This window comes from Mesorhizobium sp. M7A.F.Ca.CA.001.08.2.1 (genome assembly GCF_003998455.1).
GTDB classification, from domain to species: domain Bacteria; phylum Pseudomonadota; class Alphaproteobacteria; order Rhizobiales; family Rhizobiaceae; genus Mesorhizobium; species Mesorhizobium ciceri.
The window spans coordinates 19,274-34,668 of record NZ_RZPW01000003.1; the positions used below are offsets into that span (position 1 = coordinate 19,274).

Consider the following 15,395-nt stretch of genomic DNA (forward strand, 5'->3'; position numbering starts at 1 on the left):
GCCAATCATGCCGGATTAAAAAAATGCTGGAAAACAAATGGTTGAGAGGCATCATGGAGATGCGAGAAAATTTTCTCTGACCTATGCGAGAAACGGGATATGCAGCTTTTGACAACAAATATCCCGTCACTTGCGCAGACCGAGCGGCATGGACCGCTCGCTCGGCGAGACGCAAGGCGAATGCGGAACGAGCGGAACCCGGTCCAACCTTCGTCAGTTCCTGCCAAGGCATTCGCTTGGGACCAGCCGGCGGACGCCCGATCCTCCGGCTTGCCCAAGCGCGCACCCGGACGCGGCGACGCGCAAACCCTCAGCCGGGAAACAGGTCCAGGATCGACGACAGACGGTTGGCACTGAGATCGATGTCGCTGAGCGGGCCGCCGCTGGGGAGATAGCCAACCACGAACAGACCGGCGGCCCGTGCGGCCTTGGTGCCGGTGCGGCTGTCTTCCACAGCGACGACGGATCCCGGAGCTATGGCGAGCTGCCGGCAGGCCTCGCGATAGGGCGTTGGGTCGGGTTTGCCGACCGAAACGTCGTCGAGGCTGATTGTGAGCCTCATATGGTCGAGCACGCCGAGCGCATCGAGATTGGCATTGACGACTTGCCGGCCGGAATTTGACACGCAGACCTGCGGGACGCCGCGGTCAGCCAGGGTCCGGATCGTCTCGACCGCCTCGGGGATCGGGATGGCGTCCGCCCGGTTGGCGACGTAGTGGGCATTGATGGCGGCGAGCCACTCCGCCTGGTCAAGCCCGACTGGGAGGCGCGGACGCAGCATTGTCCAGACGTCGCCCATATGGATGCCGCGAAAGGCCTGGTCGGGCAGGTCGTCAAGATCGACGTTCCAGTTGCGGCAGCCGGCGAGGAGAGATTGATGATGCAACGGCTCGCTGTCGATCAGCGTTCCGTCGATGTCCCAGGCGACGGCGCGATACATCACGATGGCGATCCAGCTTTGGTCGCGCCAGGAGCCGATAGGCGTGTATAGAGATCGCGATAGCGGCGGTAACCGTCGCGGTAGATGTCGGCCTTGCGCGGGTCGGGATCGAGCCGGTCGGCGAAGCTGACGAAACCGGAAACGCCCGACCAGTCGTCGGTCAGGCCGGTGCCGATCGCCGCCGTCCAGGCAGCGCCGATGCAGGAGCCGGGGTGCCCGGTCAGGCGTTGGACCGGCTTTTGCAAGACATCCGCGACAATCTGCATCCAGACCTTGCTGCTTGAGCCGCCGTCGGAGGCGAGATAGCGCTCGGTCCGATGGCCCATGTCGTTGAGCACCTCGACATGATGCGCGATGGCAAAGGCATAGGCCTCGAGCAAAGCGCGCCAGACATGGCCGATATCGTGCGAAAGCGTCAGGCCGTCGATCACGCCGCGGGCCGCTGGATCATGGATCGGCGTCTTCTCGCCAAGGAAATAGGGCAGGATGATGAGGCCGTCGGCACCGGCGGGACGCTCTGCCGCCAGTGCATCGAGCCGCTGGTGTACGGAAATACCCTCGGCCTGTGCCGCGGCCATCTCGCCGCCGGCGAAATTGCGTACGAACCAGTTGAGGGCGGAGCCGCCTGTCGACATGCAGCCATTGGGCATGAACAGGCTCGGCACCAGGTGATAATCGAGATACATGCGCGGATCGGGCTTGATCTGATCGGTAGCGATCAGGATATCGACCGAGCCGCCGAATTTCAGGAGGACATCGCCCGGCTTGGCGACGCCGGCGCCAAGCGCGGAGGCGATCATGTCGGCTGCACCGCCGACGACCGGTGTCCCCGCCATCAGGCCGGTCTCATCGGCGGCCTTCGCCGAGACGGAACCGAGGATCTCATGCGAGGCGATCTTTCGTGGCACGGCCGAGCGCGGTATGTGCGCGAGCGCCACCAGATCGTCGTCGATCCGGTGCGTCGAAACATCGACGAAGCCGGCCTCCAGCGCCCAGTTCTGCTCGACCGCACGTTCGCCGGTGAGGCGCCAGTTGATATAATCGTAGGAGCCGAAAACGGTGGCGATGCGGCTGAACACCTCCGGCTCGTGACGCTCAATCCAGCGCAGCTTTGCGGTGACGAGCTGTTGGTTGATGCCGTTGCCGGCCTTGGCGATGAAAGCCGTCTCATCGCATTCGGTCCGCAGTTCGGCCACTTCGGCGCCACAGCGGCCGTCGCTCTGCTGGATGCTCGGCCGCAGCACTTCGCCCTTCTCGTTCAGAAGAACGACCGCCGGCAGCATGCCGGTGGTGCCGACCGCCACGATTTCCTCGGCCTTGATGCCGCTGGTCCTGAGCAACTCCTGCACGATGCCGCGGACATTGGTCCACCATTGCGCGGGATCTTCCTCGGCCCAGCCCGCATGCTCGGAATGCAGCGTGACGGGGCGCGAGGCGAGGCCCAGCACCTGATCGGGAAGCCGGATCAGGATGCCGATCGTCGAGGTGGTGCCGATATCGAGACCGAGAACGAACGCCATGTCGAATCCATTGAAATGCTGGGAAGGGCAGGCGGGCGAAACCTGTCTGCCTCGTTGTGTCGCACTGCTCGATACCAGTCGATCATTCCGGACGCCGGCCTGCAACGATCGATATGATCACCGCGAGCCGGCGCGATGGCCGGCATCGCCGTGGAAGCCGTCCTCAGCGCAAAGTGGCGACAACATCCATGAAGCGCTTGACCCGATCGCCGTCGACGGCGTTCCAGGTATTGCCACCGATCTTGAAATGGGTCCCGATCACGACGCCGCTCGCCAGCGAAAGGACGTCGCGGACATTGTCGATGTTCACGCCGGTGTTGGCGAAGACCGGCACGTCCTTGATCGTCTCGCAGACGCTGCGCAGGTGGGACTGGTCGGCCGGCTGGCCGGTGATCGGACCGGAGACGAGGATCGCGTCTGCCATCGACGAGAACACCGCGCTCTTGGCACGCAATTCAATCGGGCGCTGGTCGAGCGAGTGTGCGAACTCGGCATTGATGTTGAAGAGAAGCTTCATGTCGTCGCGACCAAGATTGTGCCGCAGGCGCGAGGCGGCGGCGCAATCGGGCTCCCACAAGCCCATATCGGAAGCGAACAGGCCGGTGAAGATCTCGCGGACGAAACGGGCTCCGGTGGCAGCTCCGATCGCGACGCTGGCAGTCGGATCCCAGAGATAGTTGACGCCAAACGGCACTCTCAGCTCGGGCTTCACCGCCTGGACGATGGCAGTCATGGCGGCAATGCCCTCGGGCGGCGCCTTGAAGACATAGGGGCGGTCGTTCTCGTTGCCGAACATGATGGCATCGACGCCGCCGTTCTGCAGCTTGCGGATGTCGGAGAGTACGCCATCGATCAGCTTGTCGAGGCCGCCATCGGCATCATAGAGGGGCGTTCCCGGCAGGGCACCGATATGTGCCATCGAGATGACAGCCTTCTTCTTGTCGCCGAAAAATTCAAATACCATCGAGTCTTCTCCTTGGGGATAAAGTGAAAATGGCGCGCCTCAGTCGCGCGTCAGTGGCGGCGCGATTCGCAGGTCGACCTTGGCCGCGGCGAGCGCCGCGGCGATCTTGGCCGGCGGCTCGGCATCGGTGATGAGGATGTCGATGTCCGACAGTGGCGCTATCCGCACCAGCGACATGCGCAGGAATTTGGCGGAATCGCACAACACGATCTTGGTGCCTGACCGCCTCAGATAGGCGCGCTTCATATCGGTATCATCGAAGGAATAATCGAAGAGGCCGTCCGCTGTGATACCGGAGACGCCGATCACGGCGACATCGAACCACAGCGCCTCGAACTGGGCGATGGCCGCAGGCCCGCCGGTCGACATCTCGTCGGCCCGTACGCGGCCGCCGGCAACATAGACTTCGGGCACACCGCCATTCAGCGCCGCCGCGATCCTGAGGCTGTTGGTGAACACCTTGGCGTGCGGAAGGTCCCTGAGGTGCTCGGCCATCAGATAGGTGGTGGTGCCGACATCCAATGCGATCGTGCGGTATCCCGAAACCAGCGCGGCCGCGGCCGCGGCAATCGCGGCCTTCGGGTCGCGGCGCTGGCGCAAGCGCGAATCGAAACTCGGCTCTTCGCTGTCCATGGCGACCAGCGGCGGGTTGTCGGCCTCGATCGCGCCGCCATGGATTCGGACCAGCCTACCCTCGCGTTCCAGTTCGACGAGATCGCGGCGGATCGTCATGTCGGAAACGGCAAGTTCGGCCGCTGCCGCGGCGACGGTGAGCGACCCCGTCCGGCGCAGCAAAGCCAGGATGCGTGCCTGCCGGTCGTGCGCGAGAAGGCGCTGACGATCGGCGTCGCGCGGTGCGCCATGCGGCGATGTCTCAGGAAGGGTGGTGTCGTCTGCCATCGATGTATCCGGTGGGTAAGCCGCCGACGAAGCGGTCTGCTGATCTTCACACTACCGCATGATCAAACATTTTCAAACAAAAATATGTTTGCAGTGTTCGATTTTATTGGTATGCATCTCGATATCAACAAAATGCGTTCCGCCATCAAGCAGAGAGAATACGACCATGCCGGCTGTCTCCGTCACGCCTCCCGTGCTTGCCGAACTCGCGGGCAAGCGAGCCTTCGTGACGGGCGGTGGCGCGGGGATCGGCCGGGCGATCGCGACCGCCCTGACGCGGCAGGGCGTCGCCGTGGCGATCGGCGATCTGGATCCCAAGGCGGCACGTCAGGCGGCTGAGGAAATTGGTGGCGGTGCCGCCGCCGTCACGGTCGATGTCCGCCGCCGCGATTCCGTCGAGGCGGCCTTCTCCACCGTACTGGAAGCGCTTGGCGGCTGCGACATCCTGATCGCCAATGCCGGCGTGTCCACCATGCAGCACGCGCTCGATCTGACCGACGAAGAGTGGGACTTCAACTTTTCGGTCAATGCCCGCGGTGTATTCCTGGCAAATCAGATCGCTGGACGGCATTTTGTCAAGCAGGGCACGGGCTGCATCGTCAACACCGCCTCGCTTGCCGCGAAGGTCGGTGCGCCGCTCCTGGCGCATTATTCGGCATCCAAGTTCGCCGTGCTCGGCTGGACGCAGGCCTTTGCCCGCGAGCTCGCGCCCAAGGGGATACGCGTTAATGCCGTCTGTCCGGGGTTCGTCAAGACCGGCATGCAATCGCGCGAAGTCGAGTGGGAGGCGCATCTGCGGCAAGTCACGCCCGAACGGGTGGTCGCCGACTATATCGCGCAGACGCCGCTCGGCCGGCTCGAGCTGCCGGAGGATGTCGCCGACGTCGTCGTGTTCCTCTGCTCGGATCAAGCCCGCTTCATGACCGGCCAGGGCGTCAACGTGACCGGCGGCGTCTACATGACCTGACGGCCTTTCGGCGGCTGTAGCCGGATACTGATGCGGGCACGCGCCTATCCAAAAAAGTGAACACATATGATCAGAAGTTAGGCTTTTAATGTTATATTTTGTTCTCTAAGATGACCGTTCGCTCGACTTCGGCCTTCGGCGTCAGCCGGGTCAGACGGGTTCATGAGGAAAGTCTATGGCGTCTATCGAGCTCGATCGCGTTTCCAAGCTCTACGGCAATGGCAATTACGGGGTGCATGAGGTCGATCTCACCATTCCCGATGGTGAATTCGTGATCTTTCTCGGTCCGTCGGGATGCGGCAAGTCGACGACGCTGCGGATGATTGCCGGTCTGGAGAGTATCTCCTCCGGCGATCTCCGCATCGGTGGCAAGAGCGTCGCCAATGTCGCCCCGCGCGACCGAAACGTCGCCGTGGTGTTCCAGAGCTACGCGCTCTATCCGCATATGTCGGTGCGGCAGAATATGGCCTTCGGGCTGAAGATGCGCGGCACCGACGCGGCGGTCATCGATGCCAAGATTGCAGACGCCGCTAACCTGCTCGGTCTGCAGAATCTTCTCGGCCGCAAGCCGGCAGCGCTTTCGGGTGGCCAGCGGCAGCGTGTCGCGCTCGGCCGGGCGATCGTTCGCGAACCGGCGGCCTTCCTGCTTGACGAACCGCTGTCCAATCTCGATGCGCAACTGCGTGCCGAGATGCGGCTCGAACTCGTGAAGCTGCACCGGCGCCTCGGCCGCACCATCGTCCATGTCACCCACGACCAGGTCGAGGCGATGACCATGGGCGATCGCATATGCATCATGCGCGATGGTCGCCTGATCCAGGCCGGCCGGCCGCTTGAAGTCTATGCCGACCCGGTCAACACCTTCGTCGCACGCTTCCTGGCGACGCCGCCGATGAACCTCATTCCGGCCACGCTTCAGGCCGCACCTGGCGAAGGGCTCTCCGTCCTGACCGACAGCGGTGCCGTGCTTGCCGTCCCCGCCCGCCACCGCAACGCTTATGGCGAGCGTGCCGGGCGCCGCGTCATTCTGGGCGTGCGGGCCGAGGATTTCCACGAAAGCCCCGACAAGCCGGACTGGCAGAAGATTGCCGTACGGGTCGTGGCCGTCGAGGCTCTCGGCGCCGAGAACGTCCTGATCGGCCAGATTGCCGGTCAGGCCACCGGCAGGGATGATGCTCACCCCGCGGGGGGCGACAAGCCGTTGGAGATCGCCGCCCGCCTCAGCCGTTATTTCACGGCGCCCGTCGGCTCGATGGTCGAACTCTACATCGACCCGCTGCCGATGCACCTCTTTGATCCCGAAACCGAACTGGTCATCGCGCGGCCGAGCCTCATGGGGGCCACGCGATGACCAGCATGGACAGAAACGAACGGCCGGCCTTTCGTCGCCGCTTCGGCTTGCATTTCGGGCTGATTGTCGTCTGCGCCATCGTGCTGCTGCCGCCGCTCTGGGTGCTGCGGACAAGCTTCGTCCCCGAGCAGTTGTCCTACAGCAACGAGCTGATGCCGGCCTTTACGACGGACAATTATTCGGCGCTGCTGTCGAGCCGCTTCGGTCAGTCCTACCTCAACAGCCTGATCGTCGCGCTCGGCTCGGTTCTGCTCGCATTGCCTTTTGCCGCCACGACCGGCTATGCCTTCGCCCGCTTCCGCACGGGCGGTCGTTGGGCGCGTTTTGCCGTTCTGGCGACGCAGATGTTGCCGCCCGTGGCGCTGGTGCTGCCGACCTTCACGCTGTTCCGAAGCCTGGAGCTCAGCAATTCGCTGACGGGGCTGATCATCGTCTATGCCGCGCTCAACCTGCCTTTCCTGACCTGGATCCTGATGGGCTTCTTCGAGGGCATTCCAGTCGATCTGGAATGGGCGGCGATGACCGACGGCGCGACCGCCTGGGGCGCCTTCTGGCGTATTGTCCTGCCGGTGTCGATGCCCGGTATCGCGGCCGCCGGCGTGCTCGGCTTTATCCTGGCGTGGAATGAGTTTTTGTTTGCCCTGGTTTTGAGCGGGCCGAAGACGGCAACCATACCGGTTGCGCTTGCGGCGTTGCAGACCTCGAACGGCGTCCAGATCGCCAAGGTTTCTGCCGGCGTCGTCCTTGCCATCCTGCCGCTGGTCGTGGCTTCCCGCTTCATCCAGCGTTTCATCGTCCAGGGCTTGACGTTCGGCAGCGTGAAATAGGCCGGCCGCTCCGAGAGCCGACATGGCTCGCTAGCCGGTTATGAAATCGTGGCGGGATCACCGCCGCGTCCAGAGGGAAAGAGGAGTAGAGAGTTATGACTTGGAACAAGCAGACCTTGATCAAAATGCTGATGACGGCCGTGAGCGGGGCAGCTGTTGTCGGCGCATCGCTTCCGGCCAGGGCGGCTGAGCCCATCACCTTGCACGCCTTGATGGAGGACGTGCCGGAAACCAAGATCATTGAAGCGCTGTTGCCCGAATTCGAGAAGCAGACCGGCATCAAGGTCGAGTTCGAGAAGATCGGCTATCCTGACATGCACGACAAGCTGGTGTCGCAGCTGACCGCGCCGCAGAGCTACTACAATGTGCTCGAGGTCGACTTCCTGTGGGCCGGCGAATTTCCGGCGGCCGGCTGGCTGGCCGACCTGAAACCCTTCGTCGAGAAATCCAAATACGATCTGAGCCCCTTCATTCCCTCGACGCTTGACCTGCTCGGCCGAACCAAGGACCAGCTGTTCCTGGTGCCCATGTACAACTACTCGATGGGCCTCCTCTACCGGAAGGACCTGATCGGCGACGAGAAGCTCAAGGCCGCCTACAAGACGGCAACCGGCAAGGAGCTCGCTTTGCCGACGACGCTCGAAGATTATGTGGCGATTTCCAAATTCATGAAGGCCAATGCCGGTGTCGCCGGGGCCGCGATGCAGGGCCAGCGCGGCGATCCCAACAGCATGGAATTCTCCAACTACCTGTTCTCCGCCGGCGGCAGCTACCTCAATGCCGACGGCAAGGCGAGCCTCGACACGGCAGAGGCCAAGAAGGCGCTCGATCTCTATGTCGACAATATCCAGCACGGCGCCCAGCAGGGTGCTGTGTCGGCGACGCTCGACGACACCATGCGCCTGATGTGCAGCGGTTCCGCCTTCAGCATGGTCACCTATTGGTGGATGCTGCCGCAGATGGACGATGCCGTGAAGTGTCCGACGGTCGCCGGCAAGGTCGGCCTGTCGGTGATGCCGGGCGGCCATGGCGAGAGCGGCGGCTGGGGCTGGGGCATTCCCAAGAACACGTCGCCGGAAGAGCAGGAAGCCGCCTGGACCTTCATCCAGTGGGTGCAGAGCAAGGATGTTTCGGTGAAGCGCGCGCTCGAGGGCCACGCGCCCGTGCGCAGCGATGTCTATGCCGATGCGGCGGTGCTGGCGAAATATCCCTTCTACAAGACCGCCCAGGATGTGGTGGCGACCGGCAAGTCGTTCCCGATCTTCACCTATTCGGCGCAATACGAGGATCTGCTCGGTACCCAGCTTTCGCTGGCGGCTGGCGGCCAGGCGACATCGGACGCGGCGCTGAAGGCAGCTTCTGACGGCCTGCAGGGGCTCCTCGACAAATAGCGGTCCGGCTCGGCAAGGAGACCCGGCGCGGCGATGTCAGCCGCGCCGGATTTTCCAGACCCCGGATCTTGACGAGATCAGCAACGCCACCCCGACCAAGGCTCGGCCACGATGCACAATGCGATCAAAAAAGGATGGGCTGCCCGTGGCCGCGAGTGGCGGACCGGCTGGGCCTTCGCCTTGCCCGGCCTGCTGCTGCTGGCGATCGTGATGGGCTTTCCCCTGGCCTATGCCTGCATCCTCTCGATCTCCTCGATGACCTTGATCAAGCCGCAGTTCCTGCCGCTTGTCGGGTTCAAGAATTTCGCTTCGATGATCGGCGATGAGCTGTTCTGGAACGCGCTCTGGCTCACCGTGCGCTATTCGGCGGTGACGGTGGTCGGTGAATTCGTGATTGGGCTCGGCATCGCCCTGATGCTCAACCGGACGGTCCGGATGAAGCCGGTCTATTTCGCGGTTCTGACCATTCCCATGGCGATGTCGCCGATCAGCGTCGCCCTGATCTGGCGCATGCTGCTCCAGCCCAATCTCGGCATCGCCAATCATCTGATGGAAACGTTCGGCCTGCCGCGCCTCGACTGGCTGGGCACGCCAGGCATGGCGCTCTGGACGATGGCGGCGATCGACATCTGGCAGCAAATGTCCTTCGTCGTGCTGATCCTCGCCGCGGGGCTCGCCGCTTTGCCGCGCGATCCCTATGAGGCGGCTGAAGTGGACGGCGCGCGCGGCTGGCAGCAATTCCTCTACATCACGCTTCCGATGCTTCGGCCGGTCGCGGCGATCACCATCATCATCCAGCTGATCAACGAATTCCGGACCTACGATCTGCCCTATGTCCTGACCAAGGGCGGGCCGGGCAACGCGACCGAAGTGCTGAGCTTCTTTGCCTATCGCCGTGCCTTTCTCGGCCTTTCGCTCAACGAAGGCGCGGCAGCCGCGTTCGTGCTGCTGCTGATCGTCCTTCTGCTCACCGTGATCTTCTTCGCCGTCCTCGAACGCTCGCAATCGGGTGAGGGCCGGAAGTAGGGTTGTTAAGCCTTGAGCAATCTATGCGGTCTATCCTGGCCTGCAGATTGTCGAGGGAACATGAAACGCCAGCCGCTTCTGCTTTTCGCCTTCCCGTTTCTCATTCTGGCGGTCCTGGCAGGGGAGCGCATGGCGACCTTGTTGCTGGGCGCCTATCCAGCCAGCCCCACCGCATGGTGGCTATGGCTTGAACTGCGCCCCTTGTCGACGGTGCTTTGGCAGCAGGTGGATGTCTGGCTGGGCGGTTCCATGGCGTTCGAAGCCGCTATCCTTGCCGCCGCATCGATCGTCTGCTGGATGGCGTGCCACGCCAAGCGGTCGGCTTTCTTCTTCCTCGCCAACCATATCGCCCTGATTTTCGCCGGGCTGATGATCGCGGTCGGCAGCCATTCGGAAACGGCGAGCACGATTGCCGAATTCACGTCGCCCAAGGGTCTTCCCTATTCGCTGGCCGTCGACTTCACCTTGAAGAACAGCCTGGTGCTGCTTTTGGGCTTCGTGGCCTGTGCCTACTGCCACATCGCCTTCCTCACCGAGGCGCGGGAGCGGTCCGTCCGGGCCATCCGCATCCTCGCGCTGCAGCGCGATCTTTAGATCTCGCCCAAGCGGCCTTCGTTCAGCCACGCCCGAAGTCTAGTTGATCCGGCGGTAATAGACCTTGCCGTCGGGCTGCTGGATGCGCTGGTAGTTGGAGCTTGGGGCAGGGGGCGACGCCGAGGCGATTCTCCTCCTGGGTGCGGGCGCTTCGATGACGCCGGGCTCGCTCGCGCTCTCGCCGTCGAGGGCTTCGGGCGCTTGCGCCAGCGTGCTGGTAGCGATCTCGGAGGGTTCTTGCGCACCCGGCATGGCCTCGCCGCCGGCGACCGGTACATTCTGCCCAAGCCGGGCAATGCTGGCATCGATCTCGTTGAAGCTGCCTTGCAACTGGCTGTCCAGTTTCTCGAACCGGCTCTGAAAACCGTTGTTGACCGTGTCGAGCCGGGCTGCGATCCGCTGCTCGAATGCGCCGAGCTGCTCCAGCCGCGCCTCGACGAAACGCAGGTCGCTCATGCCCCGATAGAGATAGACCGCGGCCGCCATGTTGACTGCGGTGATCAGAAGCGCGCCGCCGGCGACGATGACGGCGATCGTCTTTGCCTTGCTGGGTTTCCCGGCGGCAGCCGGTTCGCGCTGTTCCTGGTTTCCGATATCGATCGCCGGCATGTCCGGTTCGCTGATCATCGTCATTGGACCACCACCTTTGCGCCGACCGCGACGCGTTTGAAGAGATCGATCACATCCGTGTTGGTGAGGCGAAAACAGCCCGATGTCCCGTCGAAGCCGACACCCGACGGGTCGTTGGTGCCGTGTATGCGGTAGAGCGTGTCGCGCCCGTCCCGCGACAGGTAGAGCGCCCTTGCGCCGAGCGGGTTGTAGGGGCCGGCGGGCACCATTTTCGGCAGCTCCGGCTGGCGCGCGCGCATTTCCTGCGGCGGGCGCCACTCCGGCCATTCGGTCTTCGCCCCCACCTTGACGATGCCGGTCCAGCCGAACCCGTCGCGCCCGACGCTGATCTGGTAGCGCAGTGCCTGGCCCTGGCGGGTCACCAGGTAAAGCGCCTTCTCGTCCTTGCGGATGATGATCGTTCCCGGCTGCTCGGCCGTTCTAAAGGCGACGGCCTTGCGCAGGCTGGGCCCCATCGCCGGCAGCGGCGGCCGCTCCGAAAGTGCCGATCGCGCCTCGGCGAAGCCGTGGACGGACAGCGCCAACGCCATGCCGAGCACGCAGGCGCCGGCGAGCTTTGGGGCGATCCGGTATCTATCGGGCAGCGTCATCGAGCCGCTCTTTGAACATCCGCTTCAGATCCTTGTTGAAGCGCGCCCGCCCATCCACTTCTGAAGGCGGGATGGCCCTGTTCAGCGCGTCGGTCAGAAGCGCGTTGTCGAGCGCGACCGACTTGATGTGCGGCGCCTTGAAGATCTTCTCGAGCTCGCTGCGCGAAAAATGGTTCCCGAACCATTTGCGCTTGTGCTTGTTGGCGACCAGCGTGATGCTGACCGCATTGCCGCGCAGCTCGCGGATCTTCTTGTAGAGCCGCTTGCCTTGCCGCAGCGAAGCGACATTGAGTTCGAACACGATGAAGATCTCGTCGCTCGTCGACAGCACGGAATTGTGCCAGGGCGTTTCCAGATTGGGCAGGTCGATGACGATGTCGTCGAAGCGGTAGGCGACGAGGTCGAGCAGCCGGAAGACGAAATCGCTGCCATGCGGCTCGAACGGCAGTTGCGGCCGCTCGAACGCGTAGAGGGTGAGGCCGGACGGGCGCGACAGCTTGATGACGTCCATCAGCTCGACATCGAGCCGCTCCGGCTGGCCGATGATGCCGGCAAGGTCGAACTGGTTGAACAGATTGAGATAGGCGCCGCAATTGGCGCTCTGGAAATCCAGGTCGACGAGACAGGTGGACGCCGCGCGCTCAGCCGATTTCGACGCCAGGAATTCGGCCGCCGACAGCGCCAGCGTCGTGGCGCCGGCGCCGCCGCTGGCGCTGATGAAGGTGATGATCCGGCTTTTCGTTCCCTGGTTGCCGGTGTCGTGGAAGGTCACCGCATTGAGCAGCTCCTTGCCGTCGAGCGGCTTGTGCAGCCAGTCCGAGGCGTTCATGCGCACCAGAACGCGCGTCTGCTCCGAGCTCAGCTCGTCGGAAACCGCGATCAGCGGCACGCTGGCCCACAGCGCGCGCGCCTCGACGATGCCGGGCCTGCCGAGCAGCTCGCCATTGCCGAGATCGAGGATGACGATGCCCGGGCGTGTGTCCGCCGGCGGTCCTTTCAGAAAATCGCTCGTCTCGGAAACCCTGACGTCATAGATCGCCAGCGCATCGAGCCGCGTCGCCACATCGCGCTTGAAATTCGGATCCGACGAAAACAGCGCCACCTGCTTGCGCTTGGTCGGCGTAACCTTGGTGTTGATGGCGTTCATGACGGCGCGCTCGTTTTCAGGTCTTCGCCCGTGACCGTGCTCAGCATGGAGGGCATGGTGATGTTGTTGAAACCCATCAGTCCTTTCAGAAAGAAGAACTGGAAGGTTACATTCTGCAGGCTGACGCCAATTGTCGGGACCGTTCCACTCAGCCTCGTCTGGAATCCCAGCCCGCTGGCTGTGTAGGTGACGACGATGTTGGAGCGGTGCAACCCGGGGAAAAAGTGGCACATCCCGGGTCGCTGATTTGCCGCCAGCGCAGGGCAGGCGTCATCACTGGTAACCGCTGTATCTCCGCGGAAAATGCGGCTGAAGTTTGCTGCTGACCAAACTCCTGCGACACAGTACGCACCCGTGCAGCTGCAGGTCGATGTAGCGCCGTTGCAGACATAGGCAAAGGCTCCCGCTGCGATTGGGGCGCCTGGCGTCGCGATCGGGCCGGCTGCCGAAATCTGTGGCGCGATTGGATCCGAGATGGAGGCCAACCGGGCCCCGATCTGCACTGCCTTCGTGGCTGCGTTCCATTGATAAAACGCGTAGCCGAAATCGACGAAGCCGAAGACAAGTGCGAACAGCAGCGACGAGACGATGGTCATTTCCACCATCGCCGCACCGTCTTCCGATTTTGCGAAACGCTGGATCATGGTCAAAACCGGATCAACCGCTCCTCGTGAGTACCATGCAGCGTAATCGGGCCGATGCCGATGAAAGCCAGCATCCCGACACCGGTGTATGGGTAGGAGCCGTCCGCACGGACGATACAAACTTGTGCCGTGGTGGAGCGATATTTGGTAACGCCAGATTCCACGGCATTGTGGCAAGAGCCGGAGGCAGCGATGGTCATCGTCGCATTGTTCGATGTCCCCCCTGATTTTTGCCAGCCGCTAACACGCGGAACATCTGGAACGCCTGACACTCCCACGACCGCCTTCCCGAACACGGCGATATTGCTCGCGATATCGGCACAATTGATCGCTGCTAGCCCGGCGTCAGTATACATCTGGCTATTGCAGCGAGCCGCATAGCGGGCGCCGTCCGACAGTCCGGCCTCCATCAGCAACTTGTCGTGGATCAGATTGCCGAACTCGAACACCCCTGCCGACAGCACAAGCATCAGCGGCGTGATCAACGTCATTTCGACGAGCACAGCGCCCCGATGGTCTCCTCGAAATCTGTTCAGATGTCGCAACAGCATTCTGATCACGGCGGTCACCGGTAAACCTGCGCTTCATCGCGCAGGAAATTGTCAAGCGTACCGCGACCACCTTTGCCAGTGATGTCGACGAGCTCGACATAGATTTCCTTGCCGTCTTTGATAGGCTCAGTGATGAAGAAGCTGCCGAATGCTCTAACGGGGACGTTGTCGACGTTGCCATTGAGCGCAAGCTTGCTGCAATCCAGAATGGCACCGTAAAGGATCCGCCGATCGGGGATCGCAATCGGAGTCTGATTGCACAATGGGAGTCCGGTATCGCCGGAGGTAGACTTATCTCCGATCATTCCGTGATCGACTTCATATTTATAGATGTCGTATCGGGTCGCCGCCTCAGTACCCGTTGCAGTAAATCCACCATCTGTTGGAAATGGCCTCGAAGTGGTGGTGCTGCCCGGAACGAGATGATTGGCGGTCCAATAGCCACTAGGGTTCCAGTTTCCATCTCCAAGCATGCCTGCATCAGCCGGGTGAGCAGGATCAAGGGGTGTACAATTATTGGGGTAGCACCCGTCGCGTGGTAGCCCTGTCGTACCCTGCGCCGCCGTATTGTAGGTAACCGACTTAACGGTCTTGTCCGTGTTGCAGGTCACGTTTTTGACGCCCATTCGTACATTCTGGGCCGGCGGATCAGACGTGACGTAAGTACTTGTCAGTCCAAAACGGGCGTTCAACCCGTTTTCCACGGGTCCCTTGTTTTGACCTGGCTTCGTGTTGACGCCATTTTGGGAATAGCACGAAACAGGCTTAATCTTGGCGAGACTGTCTTTTAGCGCAGGGGCGCCATTGCCTGCGGGCGATTCCAGGAAGGAAAAGTTGCCGGGGCCGTAGAATTTGTCGCCGCGCAGGATCAACTGCCGCCGCCGCTGAGCCCTGCTGCTAGCGGCTTGTTCCAACGTGAGGCCGCCGGCAGCTTCGGTCTTCTCATACGGATTACAGATGAAAACAGGCGTATAGTCACAAACCGAAGTTGAAAAGCCCGCGACCGCACTGGCGCCAACATCGAATGAGTTGTTCGCGGCATTCCCGGTCAGGAAAGACGCTGGGAAGATCGCAGAGAAGCCTACCGGTGTAACCTTCACTTCAACAAACCGAGCTGCTTTTGCGTCCGTGACTTCATCCGTAATCACATCGGTGATCGGCCGAGCATCTCCAGCCACTTCGCTGGATTTGCCAGGATTAAGTGTAGCCGGGATCGATCGAAGATAGCGTCGTGTCACGCCGGCAGCGGCAAGCGTCTGCGGTGGCCCTGATGTCGAAAACGTATATTTGTTGGCAACGAGTGTAGCGAGCGCATGGTCGCCGCGTGTGATGCTGTCCGACTGTCCGTCAAGC

Annotated in this window: 16 protein-coding genes; 6 read left to right on the forward strand and 10 right to left on the reverse strand. The window is 62.5% G+C overall.

Annotation, left to right across the window (positions count from 1 at the left end):
- Positions 1-310 precede the first annotated feature (310 nt).
- The 4 genes from EN914_RS00505 to EN914_RS00520 all read right to left on the reverse strand — a co-directional run bounded on the left by EN914_RS00505 (position 311) and on the right by EN914_RS00520 (position 4,324).
- Positions 311-940, reverse strand: a complete 630-nt coding sequence (locus EN914_RS00505) for an HAD family phosphatase (RefSeq protein WP_032898848.1) — start codon at positions 938-940, stop codon at positions 311-313.
- Complete coding sequence (locus EN914_RS00510; RefSeq protein WP_024502260.1) at positions 940-2,460, reverse strand: FGGY-family carbohydrate kinase; 1,521 nt, start codon at positions 2,458-2,460, stop codon at positions 940-942. Before EN914_RS00510 ends, EN914_RS00505 begins: the two co-directional genes overlap by 1 nt.
- A 163-nt stretch (positions 2,461-2,623) precedes the next feature.
- On the reverse strand, positions 2,624-3,424 hold the full coding sequence (locus EN914_RS00515) for a BtpA/SgcQ family protein (RefSeq protein ID WP_024502261.1): 801 nt from the start codon (positions 3,422-3,424) through the stop codon (positions 2,624-2,626).
- A 39-nt stretch (positions 3,425-3,463) separates the two neighbouring features.
- Complete coding sequence (locus tag EN914_RS00520; protein WP_024502262.1) at positions 3,464-4,324, reverse strand: DeoR/GlpR family DNA-binding transcription regulator; 861 nt, start codon at positions 4,322-4,324, stop codon at positions 3,464-3,466.
- Positions 4,325-4,490: 166 nt separating this feature from the next.
- On the opposite strand from EN914_RS00520, the gene EN914_RS00525 reads away from it, so the two are divergent.
- The 6 genes from EN914_RS00525 to EN914_RS00550 all read left to right on the forward strand — a co-directional run bounded on the left by EN914_RS00525 (position 4,491) and on the right by EN914_RS00550 (position 10,480).
- Positions 4,491-5,291 (forward strand): SDR family NAD(P)-dependent oxidoreductase, encoded by an 801-nt coding sequence (locus EN914_RS00525; protein WP_024502263.1) that lies wholly within the window; start codon positions 4,491-4,493, stop codon positions 5,289-5,291.
- Between the two features lie 175 nt (positions 5,292-5,466).
- A complete protein-coding gene (locus tag EN914_RS00530) occupies positions 5,467-6,642 on the forward strand; it encodes an ABC transporter ATP-binding protein (RefSeq protein ID WP_024502264.1) in 1,176 nt (391 codons plus the stop codon).
- A 5-nt stretch (positions 6,643-6,647) separates the two neighbouring features.
- Positions 6,648-7,469: a carbohydrate ABC transporter permease gene (locus EN914_RS00535; protein ID WP_032808731.1), complete on the forward strand. Its 822-nt coding sequence runs from the start codon at positions 6,648-6,650 to the stop codon at positions 7,467-7,469.
- 95 nt (positions 7,470-7,564) lie between these two features.
- Complete coding sequence (locus tag EN914_RS00540; protein ID WP_081714225.1) at positions 7,565-8,860, forward strand: sugar ABC transporter substrate-binding protein; 1,296 nt, start codon at positions 7,565-7,567, stop codon at positions 8,858-8,860.
- 111 nt (positions 8,861-8,971) lie between these two features.
- On the forward strand, positions 8,972-9,886 hold the full coding sequence (locus EN914_RS00545) for a carbohydrate ABC transporter permease (RefSeq protein WP_024502266.1): 915 nt from the start codon (positions 8,972-8,974) through the stop codon (positions 9,884-9,886).
- A gap of 60 nt (positions 9,887-9,946) precedes the next feature.
- Positions 9,947-10,480 carry a hypothetical protein gene (locus tag EN914_RS00550; RefSeq protein WP_024502267.1) on the forward strand — a complete coding sequence of 178 codons (534 nt, stop codon included), beginning with the start codon at positions 9,947-9,949 and terminating at the stop codon, positions 10,478-10,480.
- 39 nt (positions 10,481-10,519) lie between these two features.
- Here EN914_RS00550 and EN914_RS00555 read toward each other — a convergent pair whose 3' ends face one another.
- From EN914_RS00555 to EN914_RS38230, 6 genes are all read right to left on the reverse strand, one after another.
- Positions 10,520-11,113, reverse strand: coding sequence for a hypothetical protein (locus EN914_RS00555; protein WP_024502268.1), 594 nt, complete (start codon positions 11,111-11,113; stop codon positions 10,520-10,522).
- On the reverse strand, positions 11,110-11,700 hold the full coding sequence (locus EN914_RS00560) for a L,D-transpeptidase (protein WP_024502269.1): 591 nt from the start codon (positions 11,698-11,700) through the stop codon (positions 11,110-11,112). The genes EN914_RS00555 and EN914_RS00560 overlap by 4 nt, the downstream gene beginning before the upstream one ends.
- On the reverse strand, positions 11,684-12,847 hold the full coding sequence (locus EN914_RS00565) for an AAA family ATPase (protein ID WP_024502270.1): 1,164 nt from the start codon (positions 12,845-12,847) through the stop codon (positions 11,684-11,686). The genes EN914_RS00560 and EN914_RS00565 overlap by 17 nt, the downstream gene beginning before the upstream one ends.
- Entirely contained in the window at positions 12,844-13,491 is a 648-nt protein-coding gene (locus EN914_RS00570) for a TadE/TadG family type IV pilus assembly protein (protein ID WP_024502271.1), read from the reverse strand. The genes EN914_RS00565 and EN914_RS00570 overlap by 4 nt, the downstream gene beginning before the upstream one ends.
- 2 nt (positions 13,492-13,493) lie before the next feature.
- Positions 13,494-14,060: a TadE/TadG family type IV pilus assembly protein gene (locus EN914_RS00575; RefSeq protein WP_024502272.1), complete on the reverse strand. Its 567-nt coding sequence runs from the start codon at positions 14,058-14,060 to the stop codon at positions 13,494-13,496.
- Positions 14,057-15,395, reverse strand: a 1,339-nt coding sequence (locus EN914_RS38230) for a hypothetical protein (RefSeq protein ID WP_164778634.1), incomplete at its 5' end; no start/stop codon positions are given. The genes EN914_RS38230 and EN914_RS00575, both read right to left, overlap by 4 nt.